Here is a 12,838-nt window from a genome sequence, read left to right as displayed (position 1 = left end):
TGTGGTGAACAACAATTTCTCGATTCATGGACGATGTCCTTCTTCTATTCTGTTATTCGACAAAGGTTCTAAATTTCTGATCTTTTGGCACGGTAATCGACGGCGATATTTTTGCAAGACTCAAGTAATGTAACATATTCTTGGGACCAAAATCAACTTCATTTTTTACCAAATTAATAATAAACAAAGCATTATATATTTTTCGCGCAGCCCCGGGCTAAAAAAACTCAACTTTCGTAGAGTGAAAATCGGTCCGAGGGTTTGATGTAACTGAAGAAAATATAAGGTTGGACATAGATATTGCACAAATAGAAAACCACCGCTTCCATAGGTCGTCGGTCTAGCTGTAATTTATGCAGGTAAATTCAAGCGAATGGTACAAAGCGATAAAATTAAATGGAAAAACAGCAGTTAGAATCGAGATTTTTTGCTGAAATCGCCCTTTTTGCAAAAATTACTGCAGTTTTTCCATTTAGACCCCCCATGCCGCTGACCGCGGCACCATCAGATGATGAAAATGGATGGATTTTCAAGGTAGAATAGAGTTGAATTGCTTCATTAGTGTGAAATTTGAAAACTAAATGGATTTCATACAGTTAGATTTCTATATTCGGAAGAAATATGGAAACTAACTGGAAAACCTACAGCTAGTTTGCGCCAAAACAGCCGTTTCGCCCAAAGCTGCCCATTTTAACTGTAGTTTATCCAGTTAGTTTGATCATTTTCGCCATTCGCTTGAATCTACCTGTACAAAATACAGTTAGATGTGCCGCTCCGCTTGCAACGATGCCTGCAGACGGTAAAATAGACGGATTTTCAAGGTAGTTTCCATCTTTTGCTCCAGAGGAGCAAACTAGCTGTATAAAATCCAGCTAGACGCGCCATTCCGTTTACCACGGCACCAGCAGGAAATGAAAATAGACGGATTTTCAAGATTTTCGAGATAGCATCCAAGTCGGCAAAGGTTCAGCATAAAAGCCGGGAAATGAACAGACAATTTTCCTAATAACGTCAAGGGTTATTGAGCAATTTCAAGCTGCGAAAGTCAAGTTAAAAATTCTAAACTGCAAAAGAAAAAACGCCCCGGCGTGGGGCGTTGATCATGGTTAGTGCTTGTCCCGCATATGGGGAAATAGAAGGACATCCCGAATGGAAGGAGCATTGGTCAGAAGCATTACCAAGCGATCTACACCGATACCCAATCCCCCAGTTGGAGGCATCCCGTATTCCAAAGCATGAATGAAATCTTCATCCATCATATGCGCTTCATCGTTGCCCATCTCACGCTCTTTAAGCTGGGCTTCAAACCGCTCGCGCTGATCGATCGGATCGTTCAGCTCAGTAAAGGCATTGGCATGTTCCCTAGCCACTATGAACAATTCAAAACGATCCGTAAATCTCGGGTCCTCCTCGTTTTTCTTGGCCAAAGGAGAGATCTCCACAGGATGGCCTGTAACGAAGGTGGGTTGAATCAAAGTTTCCTCTACTAGAGTCTCGAAGAATTGGTTAACTACATGGCCGAAAGTCATGCCGGGCTCGACCGGAACGTTATGCTCCTTAGCCAAAGCCAAAGCTTCCTCATCCGACATCTGCTTGCTGAAATCTACGCCAACCACCTCTTTGACCGCATCGACCATAGAAATTCGTTTCCATGGAGAACCGAGATCCACCTCATGCCCCTGGTATTGAATGGTGGTCGTTCCGAGCACTTCCTGGGCAATATGCGCAATCAGCTCTTCTGTCAATTTCATAATGTCTTTATAGTCTGCGTAAGCTTCATAAAGCTCAATCATAGTAAATTCGGGATTATGGCGGGTGGAAATTCCTTCATTCCGATATACCCTGCCAATTTCATAAACCTTCTCCAAACCGCCTACAATTAGCCGTTTCAAGTGCAGCTCTATAGCTATTCTCATATAGAGCTCCATATCCAGCGCATTATGATGCGTAATGAACGGACGGGCGGCGGCCCCTCCCGGAATAGCGTGAAGCGTCGGAGTCTCTACTTCGAGATAGCCTTTAGCATCTAAATAACGGCGCATCGACTGAATAATTTTCGAACGCAAAATAAACGTTTCCTTGACCTCTTCACTCATGATGAGATCGACATAACGCTGACGGTAACGAAGCTCAACGTCCTTCAACCCGTGAAATTTATCGGGAAGAGGGTATAAGGATTTGGTCAGTACCTTTACAGATTTGGCTTTAACGGAGGTTTCACCCGTTTGTGTTTTAAATACGGTTCCCACCACGCCGACAATATCCCCGATGTCCAGGATGTCGAATGCCGAATATTCCGTTTCCTCTACCGAATCTTTACGTACATAAATCTGAATTTTACCCGTTATATCTTGAAGGTGCGCGAAAGACGCTTTGCCCATCCCTCTCTTTTGCATAATCCGTCCGGCGATGCTGACTTCAACGTTCATTTCCGCAAGCTGTTCTTTGGAGTATTCCCCATAAACTTTCAAAATGTCATTTGCCATATGAGTCCGCTCATATTTGTGCCCGAACGGATCGACACCTAAATCGCGCAGCTCGTTCAGCTTGTTGCGGCGAATGGTTAACAATTCATTAAGCTCCAGCTCCTGGCTCATCCAATCATCTCCTTCAATCATTAGTCCTATTTTACCACATAAAAATCTTTAACTGCTTTACAAGTATAGAAACTTCTCCTTGGAATCCAATGAAAAAAGCTTCCCCAGGAAGCTTTTTTCATCCACAAAATGTTAGCGGCTGATGCAAGCGCTTATTTTTTTATATCGATGATCTCATATTGAATGATGCCTGCAGGAACGTTGACATCAACAACAGCACCCTTCTTCTTGCCGAGAATCGCTTTACCTACCGGACTTTCGTTGGATATTTTGTTTTGCGATGGATCGGATTCAGCCGTACCGACGATCGTATACTCGAACGTGTCGTTGAACTCAATGTCCTTCAGCGTGACGATGGAACCGATGCTCACCGTATCCGTGTCTACTTCATCATTGTTGATGATACGGGCATTTCGAAGCATTTTCTCAAGGGTGATGATCCGACCCTCAATGAAGGCTTGCTCATTCTTGGCATCCTCATACTCGGAATTCTCGCTGATATCTCCGTAGCCGATTGCAATTTTAATCCGTTCCGCCACCTCGCGGCGCTTGACCGATTTAAGATTTTCCAGTTCTTCTTCCAGTTTCTTTAGACCTTCCTGGGTAAGAATTACTTCTTTTTCACTCATTCTTCTTATATCTCCTGTCATTGTGAAAATTGTCATACGAAACGGTCTTACCTCCACTGATGGTTACGTAAAAAACACATGTAGCAAGCTTGCCGAATGGCGCCTTGAATCGGTTCGACACGTATCTGTAATGACCTGATCCAATAAATAATATATTGCTCATATCGATCAAAATGACTGATATTTAGGTTTTGTTAATTTGGTTATTGACTGATTATATTGCAACCCTACAGAAATGTCAATCAAAGGGAATTGCCCCCATAATCCCGAATTACAGCGCCAATGCGCCTTCGGGAGTGGCCAGGGAAGGCCCTTCTTCCTCAAACTGAGAGACGAACTGCTCCAGGATTTCGACCAATGTATTGCGGTCCAGCAATTCCATGATCTTGTCTTTGACACGGGCCGCGCCCGGAATACCTTTCAGATACCAGGCCATATGCTTACGCATCTCTTTAACCGCCACTTCCTCTCCTTTCAAGGCAATAAGCCTATCCAGGTGAATAATGGCAATGCGGATTTTCTCCCGCGGGGTCGGGTCTGGCAGAAGCTCTCCATCTGTAAGGTATTTAACGGTTCTATACAGCATAAATGGGTTTCCGAGTGCGCCTCTGCCGATCATCACTCCGTCGCAGCCGGTGTGATCCAGCATCCTTTGGGCATCCTCGGGAGTGAATACATCTCCGTTTCCGATAACCGGAATGGACACGGATTCTTTAACTTCCTTAATGATATCCCAATTGGCGTGCCCGCTATACATCTGCACCCGAGTCCGTCCATGTACGGATACGGCCTGGCCACCGCCGTTCTCTACCGCTTTGGCATTCTGCACGGCATAAATGTGATCTTCATCCCAGCCGATTCTCATCTTCACGGTAACCGGCTTGGACACTGCCTTGACGACGGTGGAAATCATCTGCTCGATGCGTGACGGATCCAATAACCATCTTGCCCCGGCATCACATTTCGTAATCTTGGGAACCGGGCAGCCCATATTGATATCGATAATATCGGCATTCGTATATTGATCTACAACTTTGGCCGCCTGAACCAGCGTTTCGGTGTCTCCGCCGAAGATTTGCAAGCTGAGCGGCTTCTCCCGTTCATCGACATACAGCATCTGCATCGTCCGTTCGTTCCCATGTACGATCGCTTTGTCGCTCACCATCTCCGCGCACACGAGCCCGCAGCCGAACTCTTTGGCAATCAATCGGAATGCGGGATTGCACACTCCGGCCATAGGCGCCAGAACGACTTTGTTTTTAGCGACGACATTGCCTATTTTCAACATTATAACAACCCCTTCCTGCGGGTATAGGAGCTCTCAAGCTCCTCCTGTTCTATACCTAACACTTCAGCAATTTGATGGATCGTCTTGGCGTCCGCTTTCCGGGTGCCCCGTTCAATGGACCCGATGATCGATACGGAGATTCCCAATGACTCCGCAAGCTCGATCTGGGTAAGCCCCTTTAATTTGCGAAATGCCCGGATCCGGGCTGCCAATTCGTTTGTTTCCACAGCTTTACCCCTTCCTTTCCTTGTGCCGACACCGCCCATTCGGTTATAAGGGAGAAGCCGGGGAACTCCTCTTCAACGATCTCCATTAGAGGGACAAGAACAAAAGCCCGCTCATGCATACGCGGGTGTGGCAAGGTTAACGACCCGGTATCCATCACTGCATCCTCGAACATCAGGAGATCCAGATCAATGGTTCGCGGGCCATAACGGATTTGTCTAACTCTTCCCAAAGAAGACTCTACCCTAAGCAGCTCCTCCAACAAAAGCCGGGGCTCAAGCCCAGTCCTCAGCATCGCAGCCATGTTTAAAAAGGCTCCCTGCTCCTCATATCCTACCGGCTCTGTTTCATAAATACTTGAAAAACGGACGATTTGTATAAGACGGTGCTCGTCTAATCTCTGCAAAGCTTTTTGTAAATATTGCTCACGGTCGCCCAGATTAGAACCCAGTCCAATATAGGCCGTATTGTTAACTGCAACTGCATTCATTATTCAGTCCCGCTTTCTGTTTATTTCCACGGTGACTCCATCAAAGACAATATTGAACGGAGGATGAGGCTTAATGACCCTGACCGTAATTTCATTGATACTAGTATAAGTTTGCAGCACCCTAGATGCAATGCTTTCGGCCAAAGCTTCAATTAATTGGAATTTTCGGCCCTCTACCTGTTCCTTGACGGTAGCGTACACTTCCGCATAGTTAACGGTATATTCCAATTGGTCCGTAGTTCCCGCCCGTTGAAGCGGCAGATACAGTTCCACATCGACATAAAATCTTTGACCCAGCCGGTTTTCCTCCGGGTAGACGCCATGGTAACCGTAAAATTCCATTCGCGACAGAACGATCTTATCCATCTACACACCCTCCCGATTCCACGGAGAACGAATGATAGCATCGGCCATCGTCACCGCGCGCTTTATTTCCTTGACATCATGAACCCGGACAATGTCGACTCCTTGGGCGATCCCCCATATTACGGTAGCAGCTGTACCTTCCAGAACTTGATCCGCCGGTAAGTTCAAAGTATTCCGGATGAACGTTTTGCGGGAGGTACCCAATAATACAGGATAACCAAGCTCGCCAAATTCAGACAAAAATTTCATCGCAATCAGGTTTTGTTCATAATTTTTGGCGAACCCTATTCCCGGATCCAACACAATTTGATGATCCTGTACTCCCGCTTCTTTCGCCGACCGGATCATTATCCTCAGATCATTTAACACATCGTCCATAAAATGCTTGTAATCGGTATTGCTTCTATTGTGCATCAGAATGATTGGACAGTCATATTGGACCGCTACGGAAGCCATCCCGGAGTCGGCCTGGCCGCCCCATACGTCATTAATAATATGTGCTCCGGCCTCCAGAGCTTGCCTTGCCACTTCCGCCTTATACGTATCGACGGAAATTGGCAGATTCACCGCCCGGCTGACCGCTTCTATAGCCGGAATGACCCTCTCCAGCTCTTCATCCAGTGACAGCACTTTAGATCCGGGCCGGGTCGATTCTCCGCCGATATCGATAATATCCGCCCCATCCTCGGCCATTTGCCCGGCACGTTCTACGGCCGCTTCTACGGTATTATAACGCCCTCCGTCAGAGAAGGAATCGGGCGTAACATTCAGAATCCCCATGACCAAAGTTCTCTTGCCCAATATCAAGGAATGATTTCGGCAGACAAGCTGCTTGTATCCGGCTCCGCCGTCTTTCCGGTCAGGGCCGCCCAACCATCCTGTCTCCTGCTCTCCCATCTTGATCCCTCCTTTAGTTGAATATTCGTCAACTGCTCGCTGATTTCTACAATTACTGTGCGTCCGGCTGAACAGTCAACACCACGCTTACATTCATGCGAATTGGCCCGGTAGAGTTTAATGTACCGGTTTATTTACTCCAACAATAACTCTGATAATCCTCATGTAATTTCGCTGCGATCGGGCCTGGTCCTCCGGCGCCAATCCGGCGGCATTGGCCATCCTCGTCAAATAAAACGGAAATCGGGACGATTTCCTGAATCGAATTCGTTATGAACACTTCGTCTGCTTCCAATAGCATTTCCCAACTGTAATGCCCGGAATGGACCGGAATGGACCTGCTCTCGCATAAGCGGATAACGAATTGACGGGTAATGCCGGACAAAATGCCTGTGTCCAGGGAAGGGGTAAAACACTCTCCGGCAGATACAAAGAACAGATTACTGACCATTCCTTCCGCCAGATGACCTGACGAATTGAGAAACAATCCCTCCGCATGGACTCCGGCCAGCCATGGATACTGAAGCAATTCCCTTTTCGCCAAAATATTATTCATATAATGAAAAGACTTCATTCTCCATCCGGCTTCCGGACTGTTCCGCCTCAGCTTCAACCGCTGCAAAGGGCGGGCGGATGCTTCCCAATTAGGGCGCGGAGGAAGAGATTTGGCATAAAAAATAACGGAGGGAGAATCGTAATCTGCCGAGGGCAGCCCGATTTCCCCAATCCCTGCCGATACGGATAACCGGATGTAGGCATCGTCCAGACCGTTACGGGCCAATAATTCGCGAATAATCTGCATAATGCCTGACCGGTCAGGCTGATATCGAATTCCCAGCTCTCCGCAATCCTTCTCCAACCGTGACAAATGCTCGTCCAGCAAGAAGGGACGGCCGTTATAGGTTCTGAACGTCTCAAACAAACCGATCCCGTAAAGAAAGCCGTGATCGTATGCGGAGACCACGGCTTGATGATGTTCTATCCATTGACCGTTCATGTATAGGATCATGCCTTGCTCCATCCTTTATCCATCAGCTTTCCCGAACTGTAAAACAAGACCATTAAGCCCGTCTCGTCCTGATATCCACACTAACGAAATAAAGAAGCCGTCCGTTCTTTCCAACCTCTATAGGTTTCGATAAAATTGCGCAGCAGTTGCAGGCCATGATCGGTCAATATTGATTCCGGATGAAATTGAACACCTTCTATAGGGTACTCCTTATGGCGTATCCCCATAATCTCTCCCTCTTCCGTTTCCGCACTGATTTCCAATTCCGCCGGGAGGGTATCCCTCTTAACGATTAAAGAATGATAACGAGTAGCGGTGAAAGGGCTGGGTATTCCTGTAAAGATAGTTTTGCCGTCATGCAAAATAGAAGATGTTTTGCCATGCATCAATTTATCCGCCCGGACGACCTCGGCTCCGAAAGCCTGTCCGATCGATTGGTGCCCGAGACAGACTCCAAGGATCGGAATCTCTCCTTTAGACCGTTCGATTAATGCCAGACTGATTCCAGCCTCATTGGGAGTGCACGGACCCGGGGAGATCAACAAATAATCGGGGCGAAGAGAGGCTACTCCGTCCAGATCGATTTCGTCATTTCTCCGTACTTCTATTTCCTCTCGAAGCTCGCCTAAATATTGGACTAAATTATAAGTAAAGGAATCATAATTATCAATGACTAAAATCACAAATAGACCTCCTCGTGTCCAACTCCATATAGAATAGTTAATCCGTCGCGACCGCCGCCGATTCGCTGCACTCAATCGCTTTCCATAGCGCTTTCGCCTTATTAATCGACTCGGTATACTCCTTCTCCGGAACCGAATCGATCACAATACCCGCTCCGGCTTGAACATAACCGACTCCTTGCGTGACAAGCAACGTACGTATAATAATATTAAATTCCATATTGCCGTTGTAGTCAATCCAGCCGATCGCTCCGGTATAGGGGCCCCGTCTGACCGGTTCCAGCTCCTCGATAATTTCCATCGTCCGGATTTTGGGCGCCCCCGTTATCGTACCTCCCGGGAATACGGCAGCAATTACATCGTAGGCATCCTTGCCCGAAGCAAGCTCTCCCTGGACCTCGGACACAATATGCATAACATGGGAATATTTCTCTACGACCATGAAATCATCCACCCGCACGGTCCCATAGCTGGAGATTCTCCCCAGATCATTGCGAAGCAAATCAACGAGCATGACATGCTCGGCACGTTCCTTATCGTTATGGATTAACTCGGCGGCGAGAAGCCCGTCCTCTTCACAGTCGGCTCCCCGGGGCCTGGTCCCGGCAATAGGCCGTGTTCTGACCTTCCGATCCTCCAGCTGCACAAGAAGCTCGGGAGAACCCGATACAAGCTGGAACTCGGGGTAGCGCAGCATCCCCATATAAGGGGAAGGATTGATCAACCGCAGCCATTCGTAAACTGTCTCCGGGCGGGCTCGAAGCTCCTTGCTCTGTCTGACGGACAAATTAACCTGGAAAACGTCCCCGGCGGCAATATAACTCTGAATTCGTCTGACGGCTTCAATAAAGTCATTCCTGGGAAAAGAGGATTCTATCCCCCTAATAGAAGATACATCGATCTCTTGAGACTGCTGCTTAAGCCATTCCAACCGCCGGGATTGCTCAGCCTCTTGCTGTTCCCCCCGGGTTTCTATAATGGCGTCCCATTGCCGCTTCATCCTCTCCACGCGTCTCTCCGCTTCCTGATAAAGCTCTCTCAACAGGCTATTGCTTGTCTGATCTCTAGCCTGTTCCGGCAGATCCAGATGAACCGCACAGTAAAGCTCGCCGCTCTCTTGATCGACGATCCACAATTCGTTGAATTGAGTCATGACATATTCGGGAACCGGCAGATCGTCATCAGCCGCTTCGGGCAGCTTCTCCAGCGAGCGCATGACATCGTAACCGAGATATCCGACACATCCTCCGATAAACTTCGGAGCCCCGGGCACAGAAGGTACGCGATACGGTTTCATCCACTCCTTAATTAAGGCCAGGGGCTTGCCCGTCCTTCGCTCCCTTGTCCCATCCGCATAGACCGTTATGGTCGCTTCCTCTCCCTTTCCTTCAATCGCAGAGCGCGGTGAAAGCCCAAGGAAGGTATATTTTCCCGATTTCCCGCTTTCCAACACAAACGTTGAAGGGCTCTCACCGCTCCAGGCCTGCTCCCAGGACCGGGGACGTTCATACCCGGACGGAAGGGAATACTTGCAGACATAAGGAAGCATAGAGTAATCTTCCGAAGACCACTCCAACCATTGCTCCCATGTTGTCATCTTCTCTTGCATTGACCGATATCCCCCATTCTGCTTGACCGCCATGCAATTAGAAAAGAAGAGCCCCTAGCGGGGCTCAATGTTGTACTGTACATAAAATATATTAGTTTGTTATCCGAGCAGCTTAATTCGATCGACGTTAACAGTACTCTAAATACCGTCTTCCAATAGATATCCTGGATCGGCTCAATCTTCAAATTGGTACAAGGGAGTGCTGAGATAGCGTTCCCCGTTGCTTGGAATAACGGCCACCACCCGCTTGCCCTTGCCCAGCTTCTTGGCTACCTGAATAGCAGCGTAAATGGCGGCGCCAGATGAAATTCCTCCCAGAATTCCCTCTTGCTTCGCGACAGTCCGGGCAGTCTCGAAGGCATCTTCGTTCTCCACCTTGATAACTTCGTCATAGATCTCGGTATTTAATATGTCGGGTATAAAACCGGCGCCCAAGCCTTGAATTTTATGCGGACTCGGCTTGCCTCCAGACAAAACCGGAGAGGAAGCCGGTTCAACGGCATAGATCTTAATATCGGGGAAATGCTTCTTCAGTACTTCACCGGCGCCGGTGATCGTTCCGCCCGTACCTACCCCGGCGACGAAAGCATCCAGCTTCCCGTCATGTCCCTGGATGGCTTCGACAATTTCCGGACCGGTGGTTTCACGGTGTACTTTGACATTGGCGAAGTTCTTGAATTGCTGCGGCATGAAGTAATTTTCATTCTGTTCCAGCAATTCCTCGGCCTTCTTAATAGCGCCCTTCATACCTTCCGGTCCGGGAGTAAGAACGAGCTGCGCCCCATAGGCACGCAATAGATTACGGCGTTCCATACTCATAGTCTCCGGCATGACAAGAATAGCTTTGTAGCCTTTGGCAGCGGCGACCATGGCGAGTCCTATCCCTGTATTCCCGCTGGTAGGCTCAATAATCGTATCCCCTGGTTTAAGAAGACCTTCTTTCTCTGCCGCTTCCACCATGCTGATCGCTATCCGGTCCTTGACACTGGCCCCTGGATTTTGGAATTCCAGCTTCAAATAAATTTCGGCCGCATCATCCGGCACAATCCGATTCAAGCGCACTAACGGTGTATCACCAATTAATTCCGTAACATTCTGTACCAATTTAGCCATAAAAAACACCCTCCCCGGTTTATTTCCGACTAACTCAGTTGGTTTTATTCGATTTTACCAATCTATTGGGTGCATTGTCAATATGTTTTCTCTGTTTTATGATTGAAGCGATGTATCCAGAATGACAGCCTCTCTTTTCTTACGGATGGTGGCCACTACCTCTTTTAAAGGCGGGGCCTTCTGTAAGGACAGCCTCTTCTTTACCATCTCATGAATTTGTTCCTTCGTGCCTATGGAATCAACCTTCCGATTGGTCAGCTTAATGACGGCATATCCTCCATCCAATGGAATAGGCCGGCTAATTTCGCCTATCTCCATGCTTCGGGCCGCTTGCAGTATGCTCTCATCTACAAATGGATCATTATCTTCAATCCAACCCAGATCGCCGCCATCCGAAGCGGACATAGTGTCAAGAGATCTCTCTGCCGCCAATCGGGCAAAATCCGAACCGCCCGAAGCCAGCTCATATACTTTATTAGCCTGCTCTAACGATGCGGATATGACCTGTGAAATCCGAAGATGAACCGTATCCCGGAATTCATCCTTATGAGCTTGAATGTAATCCTCGATTTCCTTATCGGTTACTTTCACGTTGGAGGTGGCCAGCTTCTCCAGGAGAAGCTTGTAATAAACATCATCCCTGAGTTCTTCCCGAGTTAGGCCAAGCTGTTCCTTCATAGAGCGATAATAGGCATCCATACTTTCGTACCCTTGACTCATTCTGGATAGCTCATGCGTTATTTCTTCTTCAGAAACCGCCAATCCCATCTCATCCGCTTCCAATTGAATCGCTGTACGATCCAACATTTGGTTCAGCAGCTCCGCTCCGTATTTCTGCAGCAACTTATCTTCCAGCACGCTTAATAGGATGTCTTGGTCGCCTACCCTGCCCACAATTTTATCATCCTTGGGCGGCAAGGCACCGTTGTCGGAAGGAGAGACGGAAGAATTGCGGAGCAGGAGCAAAGCGGACAGTAGAATGACGGCAGCAGCCAGCAGGACATTCAAACCAACTAACCATTTAGTATTTCTCATCTCATCTCCTCTCCATCCGATAACTAATTGATTTTATCTGCTATTTCTTGCAGTTCTTTCCCCGAGAACTCATAAGCTTCATTGCAGAAGTGGCACACCACCTCTGCCTTGCCATCCTCCTGTATAATTTGGGAGATCTCTTCTTTGCCCAAGCTGATGAGCGTCTGCTCCACCCGGTCCCGGGAACAGTGACAGCGGAAATGAATATCCATCTTGTCCAGCAAATGGATTTCTCCTACGGCTGAAGTCAGAATAGCTTCCAGGGATTGCCCCGAATCCATCAGAGTGGTGATGGGAGGCAGTTCGCTCAAAGTTTGCTCGATTCGGCTTATTTCTTCATCGGTTAAACCCGGCAGCAATTGAATGATAAATCCTCCGGCGGCCTTAACCGAACGATCGACATCTACTAGCACACCCAACGCCACAGCAGACGGTGTTTGCTCCGATTTGGCAAAATAATAAGTAAAATCTTCGCCCAGCTCGCCCGATACGATTGGAACACTGCCGCGGTAAGGCTCCTTCAAACCGATATCTTTCGTTACATAGAGGAAACCCTCCCGCCCGACAGCTCCGGCTACATCCAGCTTGCCTATTTCATTGAGAGGCAGATCGACTTGCGGTTCGTCTACATAACCTCTAACTTCGCCGGCCGCATTAGCATCGACAACAATCTGACCGATCGGGCCGCCGCCTTTCACCTGGATCGTTAGCTTCTCTTCACCCTTCAGCATCGCGCCCATCATCGCCCCCGCTGAAACCGTACGGCCCAATGCCGCGGTCGTCGTCGGGGTTAAACCGTGTCTTCGGCGAAGCTCCTCAACTACTCCGTTCGTCCGAACGGCGAGCGCCCGCACTTTGCCTTCAAATGCGGTCGCACGAATTAAATAATCCAACATA

14 protein-coding genes are annotated in these 12,838 nt (G+C 48.2%); 1 reads left to right on the top strand and 13 read right to left on the bottom strand.

All coding sequences use genetic code 11. The features are described from left to right. Positions 1-396: 396 nt before the first annotated feature. Positions 397-543 carry a hypothetical protein gene (locus tag FS806_RS25740; RefSeq protein ID WP_186328343.1) on the top strand — a complete coding sequence of 49 codons (147 nt, stop codon included), beginning with the start codon at positions 397-399 and terminating at the stop codon, positions 541-543. Positions 544-1,106: 563 nt separating this feature from the next. On the opposite strand, the gene lysS is transcribed toward FS806_RS25740, so the two are convergent. From lysS to hslO, 13 genes are all read right to left on the bottom strand, one after another. Further along, complete coding sequence (gene lysS / locus FS806_RS12775) at positions 1,107-2,597, bottom strand: lysine--tRNA ligase (RefSeq protein ID WP_144936841.1); 1,491 nt, start codon at positions 2,595-2,597, stop codon at positions 1,107-1,109. 152 nt (positions 2,598-2,749) lie between these two features. Further along, positions 2,750-3,226, bottom strand: coding sequence for a transcription elongation factor GreA (gene greA / locus FS806_RS12770; RefSeq protein WP_144936838.1), 477 nt, complete (start codon positions 3,224-3,226; stop codon positions 2,750-2,752). 271 nt (positions 3,227-3,497) lie between these two features. Next, a complete protein-coding gene (gene dusB, locus FS806_RS12765) occupies positions 3,498-4,514 on the bottom strand; it encodes a tRNA dihydrouridine synthase DusB (protein WP_144936835.1) in 1,017 nt (338 codons plus the stop codon). Further along, positions 4,514-4,741, bottom strand: coding sequence for a helix-turn-helix domain-containing protein (locus FS806_RS12760; protein WP_144936832.1), 228 nt, complete (start codon positions 4,739-4,741; stop codon positions 4,514-4,516). Before FS806_RS12760 ends, dusB begins: the two co-directional genes overlap by 1 nt. Beyond that, positions 4,693-5,229, bottom strand: a complete 537-nt coding sequence (gene folK / locus FS806_RS12755) for a 2-amino-4-hydroxy-6-hydroxymethyldihydropteridine diphosphokinase (protein ID WP_144936829.1) — start codon at positions 5,227-5,229, stop codon at positions 4,693-4,695. The genes FS806_RS12760 and folK overlap by 49 nt, the downstream gene beginning before the upstream one ends. A 3-nt stretch (positions 5,230-5,232) precedes the next feature. After that, on the bottom strand, positions 5,233-5,595 hold the full coding sequence (folB, locus tag FS806_RS12750) for a dihydroneopterin aldolase (protein ID WP_144936827.1): 363 nt from the start codon (positions 5,593-5,595) through the stop codon (positions 5,233-5,235). After that, entirely contained in the window at positions 5,596-6,375 is a 780-nt protein-coding gene (folP, locus tag FS806_RS12745; RefSeq protein WP_225312815.1) for a dihydropteroate synthase, read from the bottom strand. A gap of 247 nt (positions 6,376-6,622) precedes the next feature. Beyond that, positions 6,623-7,501: an aminodeoxychorismate lyase gene (gene pabC, locus FS806_RS12740; protein ID WP_144936821.1), complete on the bottom strand. Its 879-nt coding sequence runs from the start codon at positions 7,499-7,501 to the stop codon at positions 6,623-6,625. An 80-nt stretch (positions 7,502-7,581) separates the two neighbouring features. Further along, complete coding sequence (pabA, locus tag FS806_RS12735) at positions 7,582-8,184, bottom strand: aminodeoxychorismate/anthranilate synthase component II (protein WP_144936818.1); 603 nt, start codon at positions 8,182-8,184, stop codon at positions 7,582-7,584. A gap of 37 nt (positions 8,185-8,221) precedes the next feature. Then, positions 8,222-9,781 carry an anthranilate synthase component I family protein gene (locus FS806_RS12730; protein ID WP_260982068.1) on the bottom strand — a complete coding sequence of 520 codons (1,560 nt, stop codon included), beginning with the start codon at positions 9,779-9,781 and terminating at the stop codon, positions 8,222-8,224. Positions 9,782-9,967: 186 nt separating this feature from the next. Beyond that, positions 9,968-10,906, bottom strand: coding sequence for a cysteine synthase A (gene cysK, locus FS806_RS12725; RefSeq protein WP_144936812.1), 939 nt, complete (start codon positions 10,904-10,906; stop codon positions 9,968-9,970). Between the two features lie 96 nt (positions 10,907-11,002). Further along, on the bottom strand, positions 11,003-11,941 hold the full coding sequence (locus tag FS806_RS12720; protein WP_144936809.1) for a peptidylprolyl isomerase: 939 nt from the start codon (positions 11,939-11,941) through the stop codon (positions 11,003-11,005). Positions 11,942-11,964: 23 nt separating this feature from the next. Next, the gene (hslO, locus tag FS806_RS12715; RefSeq protein ID WP_144936805.1) at positions 11,965-12,837 is read right to left on the bottom strand and encodes an Hsp33 family molecular chaperone HslO; all 873 of its coding nucleotides are present in this window, start codon (positions 12,835-12,837) and stop codon (positions 11,965-11,967) included. Between the last annotated feature and the right edge of the window lies 1 nt (position 12,838).

Source organism: Paenibacillus sp. 32O-W (genome assembly GCF_007679495.1).
Classification (GTDB): domain Bacteria; phylum Bacillota; class Bacilli; order Paenibacillales; family NBRC-103111; genus Paenibacillus_L; species Paenibacillus_L residui.
This window is presented reverse-complemented; position numbering and strand designations above follow the sequence as displayed.